The sequence below is a fragment of the Stutzerimonas sp. KH-1 genome, from assembly GCF_054483855.1.
On record NZ_CM137011.1, the window covers coordinates 4363330 to 4379392 of the forward strand.

Consider the following 16063-nt stretch of genomic DNA (forward strand, 5'->3'; position numbering starts at 1 on the left):
CACGGATGGTGCCGGCGCCTCGCTCAACAGCACTTTTGTTGACCTGTGCCGGGGTCCACTGGCCTGGCGCTTCTTATAGTCGGATGCCCAACGATTCCCTGACTATCTTCAGCAACGGATGCCTCCTCATGCGTACGCTCGCTCTTGCCCTGCTCGCCTGCTTCGTTCCGCTGTCCCATGCCAGCGAGGCGGTCGTCGAGCGCTTCAACTACGTCATGGCCGATGAGCAACGGCGCGAGCAGGCCAGCCTGGCCGGCCAGGAGCGTGCGGTGTTCTGTTCCTACTGCCACGGTGAAACCGGCAACAGCAAGCGCAAGCACATCCCCAATCTGGCTGGGCAGAATCCGCTGTACCTGTTCCATGCCTTCGAGAAGTTCGCCAGCGGCGAGCGCGTCGATTTCGTCATGTCCAAGCTGGCGCAGAACCTCAGCATGGAGGAGCGGGTGAACATCGCGGTGTACTTCAGCCAGCAGAAGGTCAATCCGCCGGAGGGTCCGGTGAATGCTGCGTTGCGCGGAAGCGGTGAGAAGATCTTCCAGACCACCTGCACCGGTTGCCACGGGGCTCATGCCGAAGGCATGGAGACCATGCCGCGGCTGGCGGGGCAGCCTGACGAATACATCCGCAAGGCATTGACGCGCTTCCGCGAGAACGACCCGAGCCGCGCAGGTTCGGTAATGATCGGTGTCGCTGCGCAGCTTTCCGCAGCGGACGTGGAGGCGCTGGCGGCCTACCTGTCGCAGCTGAAGCTGACGCCGGCCGAGGAGATGGCCAACATCAACCGTCTGCGCAAGACCACCGCCGCCGCTCAGTAACGCTGGATCTGCGCCGGCGTGCGGCGCATCAGCACCTCACCGTTGCGCACCGAGAGCAGGGCATGGCCCTGGGTGCGCAGCATCTCGTAATCGTCCGGCGCCGACAGCACCAGCAGGTTCGCCGGACGCCCCACTTCCAGTCCGTAGCGCTCGCCCAGATTCAGAGTGCGCGCGCTGTTGTCGGTGATCAGGTCCAGGCCGCGCTGCAGATCCTCGTAGCCGAGCATGTGGCAGATGTGCAGCCCGGCTTCGAGTATGCGCAGGATGTTGCCGTTGCCCAGCGGGTACCAGGGGTCGACGATGGAATCCTGGCCGAAGCATACGTTCATCCCGGCGCGGTCGATCTCGGCCACGCGGGTCAGGCCGCGGCGCTTGGGGTAGGTGTCGAAGCGGCCCTGCAGGTGGATGCTCTCGGTCGGGCAGGAGACGAAGTTGATCTGCGACAGCTTCAGCAGGCGGAACAGCTTGGAGCAGTAGGCGTTGTCGTAGGAGCCCATTGCCGTGGTGTGGCTGGCGGTGACCCGCTCGCCCATCTCGCGTACCCGCGCCTCTTCGGCGAGCACTTCGAGAAAGCGCGACTGCGGGTCGTCGGTTTCGTCGCAGTGCACGTCCACCAGACAGCCGGTGCGCTCGGCCAGGTCCATGAGGAACTTGATCGAGCTGACGCCCTGGTCGCGGGTGTTCTCGAAGTGCGGAATGCCGCCGACCACATCGGCGCCCATGGCGATCGCCTCGGTCATCAGCTCGCGACCGCCCTTGAACGACTCGATGCCCTCCTGCGGAAAGGCGACGATCTGCAGGTCGATCAGGTGGCGGGTTTCCTCGCGCACTTCGAGCATGGATTTGAGCGCCGACAGCGTCGGATCGGTGACGTCGACATGGGTGCGCACATGCTGGATGCCGTGGTCGACCAGCATGTCGATGGTTTTCTTCGCCCGCGCCTTGGTGTCTTCGTGGGTCACCAGCGCCTTGCGCTCGCCCCAGCGTTCGATGCCTTCGAACAGCGTGCCGCTCATGTTCCAGGCTGGCTCGCCGGCGGTAAGGGTGGCGTCCAGGTGGATGTGCGGTTCGATGAAGGGCGGCACCACCAGATTGCTGGCGGCGTCGATGTCGCCCTCGCTGGCTTCGGCCGGCGCCTGCTGCGCGCTGATGGCGGCGATGCGCGCGCCGTCCAGTTCGATGCGGTACAGGCCGCTGCGGCCGCGCAGCCGGGCGTTGAGGATGTTCATGGTGGCTCCTTGATCAGCGTGCGTCGGTTCGCGTCAGCACCGTGCGCGACAGGGCCAGGCGCTGGCCCTCGTACAGCACAATATAGGCTGCGGCGGCCACCAGTATGCCGACGATGGGCGCCACCCAGGGCGAGAAGTAGGCGCAGGCGGCACCCAGCACATAGGCCGCCAGGCCCAGGCTGTTGTACCTGGGCAGGTGCGCTTCGGCCAGCTTCGGGTACTGTCCGCGATGGCGGTAGAAGTAGTCGGCCATGATCACGCCGCCGATGGGCGGGATGATCGAGCCGAGCAGGATCAGAAAGGGGATCAGCAACTCGTACATGCCGCCGAGCGCCAGCAGCGTGCCGACGAAGGCGCCGCCCAGGGTCACCAGGCGGCGGCGCTCGGTGCGCAGCAGGTTGCAGCCGGCCGCGGCGAAGTTGTAGATGGTGTTGTCCTGGGTGGTCCAGAGGTTGAGAAAGAGCATCACCACCGCGGCCATCGACAGGCCCTGCAGCACCAGCACTTCGACGATGTCCGGCTGCTGGTAGACGATGGCCCCGTAGGCGCCGGCGACGATCATCAGGCCGTTGCCGATGAAGAAGCCGATCAGACTGGCCCATACCGCGACCTTGCTGCTGCGGGCGAAGCGCGTCCAGTTGGTGGCCTGGGTCGCGCCGCTGACGAAGGTGCCGAAGATCATGGTGATGGCCATGCCGAGGGTCAGGCTGTCGCCCGGCTGCACCGCCAGCAGGCCGTCCAGCCCGCCAATGTCACGGGTCGCGGTCCACAGCGAAGCGATCAACAGGATCAGCATCGCCGGCACCGCGATGCGCGAGAGCAGGTCGAGGCCCTTGTAGCCGACGAAGGCGGTCAGGCAGAAGCCGAAGCCGAACAGCACCATCAACGGCATCGTCCAGCTTTCCGGCAACGCCAGCAGGCGCACCAGGACGATGGCCATGGTCGCCGTGCCCCAGGCGTACCAGCCGATCTGGGTGAAGCCGAGCAGGAAGTCGGACAGCCGGCTGCCGACCTCGCCGAAGCAGAAGCGCCCCATCAGCACCGAGTTCAACCCGCTGCGGCAGGCGATCAGCCCGAGCGCGGCGGCATAGAGGCCGAGCAGCAGGTTGCCGATCACCGCGGCCCAGAGCATGGTCTTGAAGTCGAAGGCCAGGCCGATCTTGCCGCCGGCGAACATGGTGGCGGTGAAGAAGGTGAAGCCGAACAGCAGGATGGAGGTGGACCACAGCCCTTTGCGCGCGCCGGCGGGCACTTCGCTCAGGGGGTAGTCGGTATCGACGGGCTGTTTCATGGTGGTTGCTCCGCAAGCGCCGGTTGAATGCGCTGGGAGTGCAGATGCCATGCCATAGCTGACCGATCGGCCAAGCGGGGCTGTCGCGTCGGATGGTGGCGGCGAATGTCTCATCGCGGTGCAGCGGGCTGTCGCCTTGCACCGCCATGGCGCTGGCGCGAAGTTCCTCCATGCCGAGCGACATTTTCTCTATCGCGCTGTTCGGCTTATTCAATTGGGGCATCGTCGGCCCCCCTCTTAGGCTTTCCGACGCGCCATAAGCGCATCAGAAAATCGAAGAGGAATCACCCATGTCCCGTATGACCTTTGGCTCCACGCCAGCGCGCCTTGCGCTGGGCGTCCTTTCCGCGAGCCTCCTTGCGCTGCCTGCCCACGCTGCTCCGCTGACCCGCGACAATGGCGCGCCGGTCGGCAACAACCAGAATTCCCAGACCGCCGGACCCAACGGCCCGACCCTGCTGCAGGACGTGCAGCTGCTGCAGAAGCTGCAGCGTTTCGGTCGCGAGCGCGTCCCCGAGCGCGTCGTGCACGCCCGTGGTACCGGTGCCCATGGCGAGTTCACCGCCACTGAAGACATCTCCGACCTGACCCTGGCCAAGGTCTTCGAGAAGGGCAGCACCACACCGGTGTTCGTGCGCTTCTCCACCGTGGTGCATGGCCTGCACTCGCCGGAAACCCTGCGCGATCCGCGCGGCTTCGCCACCAAGTTCTACACCGCCGATGGCAACTGGGACCTGGTCGGCAACAACTTCCCGACCTTCTTCATCCGCGACGCGGTCAAGTTCCCGGACATGGTCCACTCCTTCAAGCCGGACCCGCGCACCAACCTGGATGACGACAGTCGCCGCTTCGACTTCCTCTCGCACCACCCGGAAGCCACCCGCACCCTGACCCTGCTGTACTCCAACCAGGGCACCCCGGCCAGCTACCGGATGATGGATGGCAACGGTGTGCATGCCTACAAGTTCGTCAACGAGCAGGGTGAAACCCACTATGTGAAGTTCCGCTGGAAGAGCCTGCAGGGCCTGAAGAACCTCGACCCGAAAGAGAACGAGGCGATGCAGGGCAAGGACTACAGCCACCTGTCCCGTGACCTGATCACCGCCATCGACAACGGCGACTATCCCAAGTGGGACCTGATGATCCAGGTGCTCAAGCCGGAGGATTTGGCCAGGTTCGACTTCGATCCGCTGGACGCCACCAAGATCTGGCCTGACGTGCCCGAGCGCAAGATCGGCCAGATGGTGCTGAACAAGAACCCGGACAACATCTTCCAGGAAACCGAGCAGGTCGCCATGGCGCCGGCCAACCTGGTGCCGGGCATCGAGCCGTCCGAGGACCGCCTGCTGCAGGGCCGTCTGTTCTCCTACGCCGACACCCAGATGTATCGCGTCGGTGCCAACGGCATGAGCCTGCCGATCAACCGCCCGAAGGTGCCGGTCAACAACGGCAACCAGGACGGCCAGCTGAACGCCGGCCACACCACCAGCAGCGTCAACTACCAGCCGAGCCGCCGCGAGAACCGTGAGGAAACGCCACGCGCCGTGCTCAGCAAACTGGAGTTGAGCGGCACCACCCAGCAGGCGCCGATCCAGCGTCAGCAGAACTTCAAGCAGGCCGGCGATCTGTATCGCTCGTTCAGCAAGAAGGAGCAGACCGACCTGATCAACACCCTGGGCGGCGAGCTGGCCAAGGCGGACGACGAGGCCAGGCACATCCTGCTGTCGTTCTTCTACAAGGCCGATTCCAACTACGGCGAGGGCCTGACCAAGGTCGCCAAGGCCGACCTCAAGCGGGTCAAGACGCTGGCCGCCGAACTCAAGGACTAAGGTCCCCGGACCGGCGCCCGGCATGCAGTGAGGCTCCTTTGCGCTGCATGGGCGTCGGTTGTTTCGACCCGGGTCGGGCGATGGCCCGGGTCTTTTTTTGTGGAGGCTATATGCAAGGTCTTTTGCTGATGGCAGCGCTGCTGTTGGGCAGCGGGGCCGCCCTGGCCGCCGATGGCCCGCTGACGGATGCTGTGGACACGCCCGAGGCGGTCCGGCAGCAGTTGCGTGACTACTTCTTCAACGCCGCGCGCTTCGGCGATAACGAGGTTCTCGACGAATTCATCCGGGCCGGGTACGACCTGAACAGCGCCGACGACAAGGGCTATACCGCCCTGATTCTGGCGGCCTACAACGGCCATGGCCAGACCGTGGAGCGCCTGCTCGCCGCCGGGGCCGATGCCTGCGCCGAGGACAAGCGCGGCAACACCGCCCTGCTCGGGGCCATCTTCAAGGGTGAGCTCGGCATCGCCAAGCGCCTGCTGGCCACCGAGTGCGATCCCAACCAGCGCAACAACGCCGGGCAGACGCCGGCGATGTACGCCGCGCTGTTCCAGCGCGAGGCATTGCTCCAGGCGCTGCGCGAGCGTGGTGCGGACCTGAATGCGGCGGACCCGTTGGGCAACAGCGTGGAAAGCCTGGCGCGCGGGGAGATCCGCACCCGCTGATCCCTCAGTAGCTCTTGTAGGGCAGGAACTTGCCGGACAGCACCACGTTGACGCGATCGCCCTTGGGGTCGCTCTGGCGCTGGATATCCATGGAGAAGTCGATGGCGCTCATGATGCCGTCACCGAACTCCTCGTGGATCAGTTCCTTGATGGTGGTGCCGTAGACGTTGACCAGCTCGTACCAGCGGTAGATCAGCGGATCGGTCGGCACCGCGGTGGGCAGGGAGCCCTTGTAAGGGACGATCTGCAGCCAGGCGACGGCTTCGTCGGAGAGTTCGAAGAGCTGCCCCAGGGTTTCCGCCTGGGCCTTGTCGAAGGCCATCTGGCCGAGGCAACCGGCGGTGGTCCACTCCTTGGACATACCGATGCTTTCGGCGACATGCGCCCACTTCAGGCCCTTGCGCACCTTGGCGGCGACGATCATCTGGGTGACCTGTTCACGACTGCTGATCATGGCGAATCCTCATCTGGCGAATGCGAGTCAATGGCCGCGCGGGCGCGGCGGGCCTCGGTCGATGCAGGTTCGGTGCCAGGGGGTTCAGTCGTATTCGGCCGCCTCGTGCTCACCGAGCAGGCGGCGCTGGCGCGGTGTGGCGGCGGCCAGCACCTCGGGATTGAAACGAAAGTGCAGGTAGGGCGAGAACTTCTGCGCCACCATGCGCCGGCCATAGTGGATCTGCAGCAGGTAGCGGCTGCGCTCGGCGCTGCGGTTGCGGCTGCCGGCGTGCCAGAGGTCGCTGCGAAACAGCAGCATGTCGCCGGCCTTGCACAGCACGGGCTCGGCCGAGCGGCCGTGCCACTGGGTTTCGCCCGGCTGCGGTTTGCGCCCGGCGCGGTGGCTGCCGGGGATCACCAGCGTCGGGCAGAGGTCGGCGTCGATGTCATCCAGATACAGGTGTGCGGTGCAGATCTGCATCGGCAGTTCGAAGGCGGGATCGGCCAGCAGGCTTTCCGGCAGCTCCATGGCCAGGTAGTCGGCATGCAGCTCGCCGCCAATAAAGCCCGGGCGGCTGCGCCAGGCGGTCTGGCCGATGATATGGCAGTCCGTCCCGAGTGCCGCCTCGGCCAGTTCGATCACCCCTGGCAGATCAAGAAAGCGCAGCCAGAACGGCGAGCGATTGAAGACGCACTTGTAGTGGTCGTCGACCAGGCCCTGGTAATCCCAGTGGATGGGTTCGAGGCCATCGATGGCTTCGCGCAGCGCCGCGATGCCCGCGGGATCGAGTACGGCAGGCAGCAGCACGAAGCCCTGCTGATGCAGGGCGGCGAGCTGTTGCCGAATGGTGACGGAGTCGGTCATGGCGTCGGCCGGATAGAGCGCCAGACTCCAGCATAGGCAGCTCGGCCGCCCGTTGAAAGCCGGTTGAAAGCTTGCGGCGCTACTGTGCCGGCGCTGCTGCGGCAGCCAGTCGCGTGGTCACGAGCCGCGCCTCTGCTCTCTCGCTCCGGCGCACCCGGCGGCGTCGCCAGAAGCGGCGTCACCGGCGCGCACCTTCACATCGTTCAGGCCTGCACCACCCGTGCAATGGCCCTGGCCAGATCGTCCAGGCGCTCGGCATCCAGCCCGGCGACGTTGGCGCGACCGCTTTCCACCAGATACACCGAATCTTCGGCGCGCAGCCGGCGTACCTGCTCGGCGGTCAGGCCGGTATAGGAGAACATCCCCCGCTGCCGGGCGATGTGGGCGAAGCGCTCGGCCAGTCCATAGGGCGTCAGCGCCTCGACCAGCCCCTGACGCAGGCTGGCGATGCGCCGGCGCATGCGCTCCACCTCGTCCTGCCAGATCTGCCGCAGCGGCTCGTCGGCCAGGATCGTCGCCACCACCGCGGCGCCGTGGGCCGGTGGCGTCGACCAGAGGTTGCGGGCCAGCGACGCGAGCTGGCTGCGCACGTCGAGCAGGCGCTCGGCATCGCTGGTGACGGCGATCAGCGCGCCGGTGCGTTCGCGGTAGAGGCCGAAGTTCTTCGAGCAGGAGCTGGTGATGAGCATCTCCGGCAGCGTTTCGGCGAACAGCCGTACCGCCCAGGCGTCCTCTTCCAGTCCGTCGCCGAAGCCCTGGTAGGCGAAGTCGAACAGCGGCAGCAATTCGCGTGCGCGCACCACGTCCAGTACCCGCAGCCAATCGTCGTGACTCAGGTCGAAGCCGGTGGGGTTGTGGCAGCAGGCGTGCAGCAGCACCACGTCGCCAGGCGGCACCTGTTGCAGCGTGGCGAGCATGCCGTCGACATCGAGGCGGTTGTCGGCGCCGACGTAGGGGTAGTGCTGCACGCGCAGGCCGGCGGCGGCGAAAAGGGTTTCGTGGATCGGCCAGGTGGGATCGCTCAGCCAGATGCTGCGCCCGGGCAGGCATTTGGCGATGAACTCGCCGGCCAGGCGCAGCGCGCCGGTGCCGCCCGGCGCCTGGGTGCAGCCGGCACGCTGCTCGCCGAGGGCAATGGCGCGGCTGCCGAGCACCTGACGCTGCAAGAGGGCACCGAACTGGGCGTCGCCGTGGCCGCCGATGTAGCTCTTGGTCTGCTCACTGTCCACCAGGCGCTGCTCGGCCAGCTTCACCGCGCGCGGGATCGGCGTCAGGCCCTGGGCGTCCTTATAGACGCCGACGCCCAGGTCGAGCTTGGCCGGGTTGGTGTCGGCGCGATACAGGTCCATCAGGCCGAGGATCGGGTCGCCGGGCACGCGGGGAATCTGGCCGAAGTGCATTACTTGCGGCCCTCCGCGCTGGCGGCGAGCTGGTCGGTGCGGGCGGCCATGATGAAGTCGTTGCGGTGCAGGCCGCGCATCTCGTGGCTCCACCAAGTGACGGTGACCTTGCCCCACTCGGTGAGCAGGGCGGGATGGTGGCCGACTTCCTCGGCAATGGCGCCGACTGCGTTGGTAAAGGCCAGGGCGTGGCGGAAGTTGCGGAACAGGAAGACACGTTCCAGCTCCATGTGGTCGCCGCGCACTTCGATGTTCCAGTCGGGGATTTCGCGGATCAGCTCGGCCAGTTCTTCATCGGACACCTTGGGTGCATCGGCGCGGCAGGCTTCGCATTGGGCTTGGGCGAGGGCGGTCATGGTGTAGGTCCCTTTCTTGATGATCGAAGTCGTTTTTGAAGGTTGAAGCTTAGGCAAGATGGCGGGCTGACGCCCACCCTGTCGAACGGATGACGGCCGTGGTGAGCCTTAGCCCACCACGAGCGCCGCACAGGGCCGAATCATGCCGCCTTCGGCGGAAACTTCGGCTGGTGCAGGCCCATGCGCATGGCCTCGCGCACCATCGCCATGATGTCCTGCTGGGCGAGGTCGAACAGCTGCTTGAGGTCCGGCAGGACGAAGTACAGCGGCTGCAGGATGTCGATGCGATAGGGCGTGCGCATCGCCTCCAGCGGGTCGAACGGCTGGTGCTCGGGTTCGGCGGACAGGCTGTAGAGCGTTTCCTTCGGCGAGGAAAGGATGCCGCCGCCATAGATGCGCCGGCCGGCGGGCGTATCCACCAGGCCGAACTCGACGGTCATCCAGTACAGGCGGGCGAGGAACACCCGCTCCTCCTTGCTGGCCTCGAGGCCGAGCTGGCCGTAAGTGTGGGTGAATTCGGCGAACCAGGGGTTGGTCAGCAGCGGGCAGTGACCGAAGATCTCGTGAAAGATGTCCGGCTCCTGCAGGTAGTCCAGCTCTTCCGGGGTGCGGATAAAGGTCGCGACGGGAAAACGCTTGCTCGCCAGCAGTTCGAAAAAGCGTTGGAAGGGGATCAGCGCCGGTACGCGCTCCACTTGCCATCCCGTGGTGGCGGCCAGCACGCGGTTGATCTCGCCGAGCTGCGGGATGCGCTCGTGGGGCAGGGCGAGCTGGTCGAGGCCGTCGAGGTATTCCTGGCAGGCGCGCCCGTCGAGCAGTTTCAGCTGACGCTCGACCAGCGTCTGCCACACCGCGTGCTCGGCGTCGGGGTAATGAATATGCCCCTGCGCGTCCGGTTCGCGGGCTACGTAGTGGGTGGTCTTCATCGCTTCTCCTGGGCCGCTTGGGCATCTTGTTGTTGCCCTCATTCGAACGCGAAGGCGTGCCGCAGGGGAGAGGCGCTGTGGCGCAATGTCGCATGTGCGCGGTATTGCGCTGTAAGAAATACATGACAGAGAGGTCGGCAGCCGGATCGGCGGCGTTGCCAATCGAGCAAACTGTCAAATAATCTTGACGATAATTTGCGCTGCACTGCAGCGCCCGGCCCCACAACAAGACAACAGGGCTCCGCCATGCGTATCAAGATTCTCTGCCAGAACCGTGTCGGCATTCTGCGCGACATGCTCAACCTGCTGGTGGACTACGGCATCAACGTGGCCCGCGGCGAAGTGGGCGGCGAGCAGGCCAATGCCGTCTACCTGCACTGCCCCAACCTGATGAACCTGCAGTTGCAGGCGCTACGGCCGAAGATCGAGGCGCTGCCCGGCGTGTTCGAGCTGCGCAAGGTCAGCCTGATGCCCAGCGAGCGGCATTCCCTAGAGCTCAATGCACTACTCGGCGCGCTGGAATTCCCCGTCCTCTCCATCGACATGAGCGGTGCCATCGTTGCCGCCAACCGTGCCGCTGCGCAGCTGCTCGGCGTGCGCGTCGACGAGGTCCCGGGCATGAGCCTGTCGCGCTACGCCGAGGACTTCGACCTGCCGGAACTGGTGCGCGCCAACAAGGCGCGGATCAACGGGCTGCGGGTGAAAATCAAGGGCGATGTGTTTCTCGCCGACATCGCCCCGCTGCAATCCGAACACGACGACAGCGAGGCGCTGGCCGGCGCGGTGCTGACCCTGCATCGCGCCGACCGGGTCGGTGAACGCATCTACCAGGTGCGCAAGCAGGAGCTGCGCGGCTTCGACAGCATCTTCCAGAGCTCGAAAGTGATGGCCGCGGTGGTGCGCGAGGCGCGGCGCATGGCACCGCTGGATGCGCCGCTGCTGATCGAGGGCGAGACCGGCACCGGCAAGGAACTGCTGGCGCGCGCCTGTCACCTGTCGAGCCCGCGTGGGCAGTCACCCTTCATGGCGCTCAACTGCGCCGGCCTGCCGGAGTCGATGGCCGAGACCGAGCTGTTCGGCTACGGCCCCGGCGCCTTCGAAGGCGCGCGGCCGGAAGGCAAGCTCGGCCTGCTGGAGCTGACCGCCGGCGGTACGCTGTTTCTCGATGGCGTCGGCGAGATGAGCCCGCGGCTGCAGGCCAAGCTGCTGCGCTTCCTGCAGGACGGCGGCTTTCGTCGGGTCGGCAGCGACGAGGAGGTCTATCTCGATGTGCGGGTGATCTGCGCGACGCAGGTCGATCTGTCCGAGCTCTGCGCCAGCGGGCAGTTTCGTCAGGACCTGTATCACCGGCTCAACGTGTTGTCGCTGCACATTCCGCCGCTGCGCGATTGCCTCGACGGGCTGCAGCCGTTGGCGCTGCACTTCATCGATCAGGCTAGCCGGCAGATCGGCTGTGCGCTGCCGACGCTCTCGCCGCAGGCGCTGGAGCGCCTGGCCGGCTATCACTGGCCGGGCAACGTGCGGCAGCTGGAGAACACTCTGTTCCAGGCGGTTTCGCTGTGCGAGGGCGGCGTCATCAAGCCCGAGCACATCCGTCTGCCGGGCTACGGCGCGGCGCAGCCACTGGGTGATTTTTCGCTGGAGGGCGACCTGGCCAGCATCGTCGGGCGCTTCGAGAAGGCCGTGCTGGAGGGACTGTACAAGCAGTTTCCGAGCAGCCGTCAGCTGGGCAAGCGCCTTGGCGTGTCGCATACCACCATCGCCAACAAGCTGCGCGAGCATGGCGTGGGCAAGACGGAAAACTGAGCGCAGGCCGGGAGGAGCGCTCCGGTTCAGCACTCGATGATGTTTACCGCCAATCCGCCGCGAGCGGTTTCCTTGTATTTGCTTTTCATATCGGCGCCGGTCTGGCGCATGGTGCGGATCACCTTGTCCAGCGAGACGAAGTGCCGACCATCACCACGCAAGGCCATGCGCGCCGCGTTGATCGCCTTCACCGCGCCCATGGCGTTGCGTTCGATGCAGGGCACCTGGACCAGCCCGCCGGCCGGATCGCAGGTCAGCCCGAGGTTGTGCTCCATGCCGATCTCGGCGGCGTTCTCGACCTGCTGCGGGGTGCCGCCGAGCACTTCGCACAGCGCGCCGGCACCCATGGAGCAGGCCACGCCTACCTCTCCCTGGCAGCCGACTTCGGCCCCGGAAATCGAGGCATTCTCCTTGTAGAGGATTCCGATCGCAGCGGCGGTGAGCAGGAAGCGCACCACGCCGTCCTCGTCTGCGCCCGGGACGAAGCGCATGTAGTAATGCAGCAGCGCCGGAATGATGCCTGCCGCGCCATTGGTCGGCGCGGTGACCACGCGGCCGCCGCTGGCATTCTCCTCGTTGACCGCCAGCGCATAGAGGTCGACCCAGTCGAGGACATTGAGCGCGTCGCGCAGGTTGGCCTCGGGATGCTCGCTGAGCTGGCGGTAAAGCCCGGCAGCGCGGCGGCGCACCTTGAGCCCGCCGGGCATCACGCCTTCGGTGCGGCAACCGGCATCGACGCAATCCTGCATGACCTGCCAGATGCGCAGCAGTCCGTCGCGGGTCTCTGCTTCCGGCCGCCAGGCGGCTTCGTTGGCCAGCATCAGCTGGCTGATGCTCATGTCTTGCGCGGCACAGTGATCGAGCAGTTCAGCCGCGCTGTGAAAGGGGTACGCCAGCGCGGTGGCATCCTCGACGATGCGGTCGCTGCCGGCGGCCTGCTCGTCGACGACGAAGCCGCCGCCCACCGAGTAGTACTCGCGGCTGCGCAGCTGCAGTCCGGCGGCGTCGAAGGCGCGGAACACCATGCCGTTGGGATGGAACGGCAGCGGCCTGCGAATGAAGGCGAGCTGAGCCTTGCTGTCGAAGGGAATCGGATGCCGGCCGAGCAGCTGCAGTTCGCCACGCTCGCGGATCGTCGCGAGGCGGGCCGGGATGCTGTCGGTATCCACCGATTCGGGCTGCTCGCCCTCCAGTCCGAGCAGCACGGCCTTGTCACTGCCGTGGCCCTTGCCGGTAGCGCCGAGCGAGCCGTACAGCTCGACCCTGAGGCTGGCAGTGGCGGCCAGCAGTTCGTCGCGCTGCAACCCGTCGGCGAAGCGCCATGCGGCGCGCATGGGGCCGACGGTGTGCGAGCTGGACGGGCCGATGCCGATCTTGAACAGGTCGAAGACGCTGAGGGACATGGGGTGCTCCGAGGCAGGGCTTGTATCAGCCTAGACCGTTCCGCGGTCGACAAGGTTGATCGCGATCGGTCTGGCTCGCTGCTCATCGGCAGGCGTTGTGCCTGCCGGCGATGACCGTTGCGCCGCTCACCGCGAGCCGCCCCAGGGGTTGGCCTCCAGGCTATTGTGCACGGCGGTCGCGGCCTGGGCAGCCTGGCCGATGGCGACACTGATCTGCTTCAGCCCCGGGGTCACGTCGCCGATCGCGTAGAGGCCGCGCAGCGAGGTCTGCAGGTGCGCGTCTACCTGCAGGGCGCCGCATTCATCGCAGTCGATGCCGAGCTGGATGGCGAGCTCGGAGCGAAAGCGGGCGCCCAGGCTGGGATAGATGATGTCGAAGTGATGCCGCTCGCCGCGGCAAGTCAGCAATTCGATGCCGGTTGTGCAGAGATGCAGCGATTCGACGCGGTCACTGATCACCTGGATGGCGTAGTGCTCGGCGAGCGCGATGGCCTGGTCGCAGGCGTCCTGCTCGCCATGCACGACCACGGTGACCCGGTCGGTGAAGGTGCGCAGGAAGACCGCATGGGAAATGGCATTCTCCGCTTCGCCGTAGACCGCGACGTTATGGCCATCCACTTCGTAGCCATCGCATATCGCACAGAGCCTCAGCTTGCCATCGGCGATGGCGTCTTCGGCGCCCGGCATGTCCGGCAGGGTGTCTTCGATACCGGTGGCAAGAATGATGCGCCGTGCCGTGCAGGTGGTCGCACCGAAGCGGACGCTGAAACCCTCGGCACCGGGTTCGATATGTTCGATGCGGCCATGTTCGAGTTGTGCACCATAACCGCTGGCCTGTTCACGCAGCCTGATCAGCAGGTCGTTGCCGGAGATACCCGGCGGAAAGCCCGGATAGTTGCGCGAGCGTGGGATCCAGGACGCCCGGCTCGAACCGGCATCCACCACCAGGCAGCTGCGGCGAAAACGCGCCAGGTACAGCGCGGCGGTCAGTCCTGCAGGGCCGCCGCCGACGATCAGGCAGTCGTAGCCGACGGCAGTGGGCGCAGGGGATGTGCTGGTCATGGCAACGGGCGTCGAGGTCTGGGACATGTCTGTTATGAAGAGCAACCAGGTCGTGAAGTTCGCCGGAATCGATGGCCGGCCACGGCAACGGCTGAAATGCAGTGAGGGCAGATCCGACAAAACCAGCGCCGATCGTGTCAGCGGCTTGCATGGTGCGGTGCGATATGGCTGCGAAACGTCGGTCTCCCGTAGCGATCTAGCGTGAAACAGTTGGCAAAAGGACATCGCATGATGGCGTCGTGCTTGTAGCGCTCTGGCGGATGCCGAACACTTCGCATCGCTGCCGCAGGCGACAGAGGACGTTTGCGATGCAGCCGATTCCAATAAAGGCAGCCGCCGGCGAACAGCGCCCGGAATGAGCTGCCCCTCCGCTCGATGGGGCTGGTGCACGCGCACCGCTTTGTGTCCCGAACACATCATGGTACGACCCGGCGGTGCTCACGAGGCGCCGGCCGGGCACTTGCATTTGGGGGTTACATGTTCAGGTCTTGCTTGGCTGCACTGGGTGCGGCGTTGTTCCTAATGGCTGCGCCGGCGATGGCCGCCGAAGAGGGTCCGATTGTCATCAAGTTCGCCCACGTGGTTGCGGACGACACGCCGAAGGGCAAAGGGGCGCTGCTGCTCAAGCAGTTGGTCGAGGAGCGCATGGCGGGCAAGATCAAAGTCGAGGTCTATCCGAACTCGACCCTGGTCGGGGACGCCGAAGAGATGCAAGCGCTGTTCGACAACAAGGTGCAGCTGCTGGCGCCGTCGATGTCCAAGTTCGCGCCGTACACCAAGAAACTGCAGGTGTTCGACCTGCCGTTCCTGTTCGATGACGCCGAGGCACTGCAGCGCTTCCAGAAGCGTGAAGCCGCACGCCAGTTGCTGCACTCGATGGCCGAGCACGGGGTGTACGGGCTTGCCTATTGGAACAACGGCTTGAAGCAGTTATCGGCTACCGCACCTCTGCGCAAGCCGAGCGATGCCGCAGGGCTGAAGTTTCGTATTCAGCCGTCGCCGGTGCTTGAGGCGCAGTTCGCCGCGGTTGGCGCCCAGTCCGTCGTGCTGCCCTTCGCCAAGGTCTATGAGTCGCTCAAGGGCGGTGTCGTGCAGGGCGCGGAGAACCCCTGGTCGAACATCCTCAGCCAGAACATGCACAGCGTTCAGCCCTATATCACCGAGAGCAACCATGGCGTGCTCGACTACATGCTGATCACCAACAACGAGTTCTGGCTGAGCATGCCGTTCGCCGTGCGTTCGGAGCTGGAGGGGATCATTCTCGAGGTGACCCAGGCGGTGAACCGCGAGGCTGCTGCGGTCAATCGCCGTGATCGCGAGCGAATCCTTGCCAGCGGCAGCAGCCAGCTGATCACCCTGACGCCGGACGAGCGTCAGGCCTGGCGCGAGCAGATGTTGCCGGTGTGGAAGTCCTACGAAGCGGATATCGGCGCCGACCTGATCCGCGCCGCCATGACGGTCAACCGTCGTCGTTGATCGTTCCGCCCAGCTCCCCGGCCAGGCAGGCCGGCGAGCTGGGGCGCCCCAGTCGCTGCATTTCATCCTCCAGCCATTCGGCCAACACCTGGGCATTGTTCTGCTGTTCGTCTCGTGCGGCGTAGAGCAGCGTCAGTGGGTCGCGTTCAGCCATCGCCAGCAGCGGCCACCAATGGTCGGGGCGGGCTGCCAGCTCCTTCTGGTAACGCCGACGGAACTCCGCATAGTCCAGCGTGCCGCCCTTGAACGCCTGGCGTAGCGCGGTCGAAGGCGCGATGTCCGGCAGCCATGCCGCCAGCGCCAGGCTGTCCTTGCGACAGCCCCTGGGCCAAAGCCGGTCGACCAGCACACGTTGGCCATCGGTCTCGCTTGCTGGCTCATATACGCGTCTGCAGCGAATCATCGAAAGGGTCTCCGCAGCCTGATCCGTCAAGCATAGGTAAAAAATACGGGTTGCTCAGGGTATAAAAAACTGTTTTATGGGTTATTAAAACCTAAGCCTTGC

Annotated in this window: 15 protein-coding genes; 5 read left to right on the forward strand and 10 right to left on the reverse strand. The window is 65.7% G+C overall.

Annotation, left to right across the window (positions count from 1 at the left end; translation table 11 throughout):
* The first annotated feature begins 128 nt into the window (after positions 1-128).
* A complete protein-coding gene (locus ACX1DW_RS20805) occupies positions 129-815 on the forward strand; it encodes a c-type cytochrome (protein ID WP_458992306.1) in 687 nt (228 codons plus the stop codon).
* On the opposite strand, the gene codA is transcribed toward ACX1DW_RS20805, so the two are convergent.
* Both codA and codB read right to left on the reverse strand, forming a co-directional pair.
* Positions 809-2044 carry a cytosine deaminase gene (codA, locus tag ACX1DW_RS20810; protein ID WP_169917590.1) on the reverse strand — a complete coding sequence of 412 codons (1236 nt, stop codon included), beginning with the start codon at positions 2042-2044 and terminating at the stop codon, positions 809-811. The genes ACX1DW_RS20805 and codA overlap by 7 nt on opposite strands.
* Positions 2045-2057: 13 nt before the next feature.
* Positions 2058-3335 carry a cytosine permease gene (codB, locus tag ACX1DW_RS20815; protein ID WP_458992307.1) on the reverse strand — a complete coding sequence of 426 codons (1278 nt, stop codon included), beginning with the start codon at positions 3333-3335 and terminating at the stop codon, positions 2058-2060.
* 290 nt (positions 3336-3625) lie between these two features.
* Between codB and ACX1DW_RS20820 the strand changes: the two genes are divergently transcribed.
* The gene (locus ACX1DW_RS20820) at positions 3626-5164 is read left to right on the forward strand and encodes a catalase (protein ID WP_458992308.1); all 1539 of its coding nucleotides are present in this window, start codon (positions 3626-3628) and stop codon (positions 5162-5164) included.
* A 110-nt stretch (positions 5165-5274) separates the two neighbouring features.
* Positions 5275-5829 (forward strand): ankyrin repeat domain-containing protein, encoded by a 555-nt coding sequence (locus ACX1DW_RS20825; RefSeq protein ID WP_253749811.1) that lies wholly within the window; start codon positions 5275-5277, stop codon positions 5827-5829.
* A 4-nt stretch (positions 5830-5833) separates the two neighbouring features.
* Here ACX1DW_RS20825 and cynS read toward each other — a convergent pair whose 3' ends face one another.
* The 5 genes from cynS to phhA form a co-directional block, all read right to left on the reverse strand.
* On the reverse strand, positions 5834-6283 hold the full coding sequence (gene cynS / locus ACX1DW_RS20830; RefSeq protein ID WP_011914589.1) for a cyanase: 450 nt from the start codon (positions 6281-6283) through the stop codon (positions 5834-5836).
* Between the two features lie 84 nt (positions 6284-6367).
* The gene (locus ACX1DW_RS20835; protein ID WP_125882445.1) at positions 6368-7129 is read right to left on the reverse strand and encodes a phytanoyl-CoA dioxygenase family protein; all 762 of its coding nucleotides are present in this window, start codon (positions 7127-7129) and stop codon (positions 6368-6370) included.
* Between the two features lie 203 nt (positions 7130-7332).
* Positions 7333-8529, reverse strand: coding sequence for an amino acid aminotransferase (locus ACX1DW_RS20840; protein WP_458992309.1), 1197 nt, complete (start codon positions 8527-8529; stop codon positions 7333-7335).
* Positions 8529-8885, reverse strand: a complete 357-nt coding sequence (locus tag ACX1DW_RS20845) for a 4a-hydroxytetrahydrobiopterin dehydratase (RefSeq protein ID WP_011914586.1) — start codon at positions 8883-8885, stop codon at positions 8529-8531. The genes ACX1DW_RS20840 and ACX1DW_RS20845 overlap by 1 nt, the downstream gene beginning before the upstream one ends.
* Before the next feature lie 140 nt (positions 8886-9025).
* The gene (phhA, locus tag ACX1DW_RS20850) at positions 9026-9811 is read right to left on the reverse strand and encodes a phenylalanine 4-monooxygenase (RefSeq protein ID WP_013984010.1); all 786 of its coding nucleotides are present in this window, start codon (positions 9809-9811) and stop codon (positions 9026-9028) included.
* A 246-nt stretch (positions 9812-10057) separates the two neighbouring features.
* Between phhA and ACX1DW_RS20855 the strand changes: the two genes are divergently transcribed.
* Positions 10058-11617, forward strand: a complete 1560-nt coding sequence (locus ACX1DW_RS20855; RefSeq protein WP_458992310.1) for a sigma-54-dependent transcriptional regulator — start codon at positions 10058-10060, stop codon at positions 11615-11617.
* Between the two features lie 26 nt (positions 11618-11643).
* Here ACX1DW_RS20855 and ACX1DW_RS20860 read toward each other — a convergent pair whose 3' ends face one another.
* Both ACX1DW_RS20860 and ACX1DW_RS20865 read right to left on the reverse strand, forming a co-directional pair.
* Positions 11644-13020 (reverse strand): L-serine ammonia-lyase, encoded by a 1377-nt coding sequence (locus tag ACX1DW_RS20860; RefSeq protein WP_458992311.1) that lies wholly within the window; start codon positions 13018-13020, stop codon positions 11644-11646.
* Between the two features lie 126 nt (positions 13021-13146).
* Positions 13147-14082, reverse strand: coding sequence for an NAD(P)/FAD-dependent oxidoreductase (locus ACX1DW_RS20865; protein WP_110775937.1), 936 nt, complete (start codon positions 14080-14082; stop codon positions 13147-13149).
* A 477-nt stretch (positions 14083-14559) separates the two neighbouring features.
* On the opposite strand from ACX1DW_RS20865, the gene ACX1DW_RS20870 reads away from it, so the two are divergent.
* Positions 14560-15558 carry a TRAP transporter substrate-binding protein gene (locus ACX1DW_RS20870; RefSeq protein ID WP_256359731.1) on the forward strand — a complete coding sequence of 333 codons (999 nt, stop codon included), beginning with the start codon at positions 14560-14562 and terminating at the stop codon, positions 15556-15558.
* On the opposite strand, the gene ACX1DW_RS20875 is transcribed toward ACX1DW_RS20870, so the two are convergent.
* The gene (locus ACX1DW_RS20875) at positions 15542-15961 is read right to left on the reverse strand and encodes a DUF488 domain-containing protein (protein WP_110775938.1); all 420 of its coding nucleotides are present in this window, start codon (positions 15959-15961) and stop codon (positions 15542-15544) included. The genes ACX1DW_RS20870 and ACX1DW_RS20875 overlap by 17 nt on opposite strands.
* Positions 15962-16063: the final 102 nt, after the last annotated feature.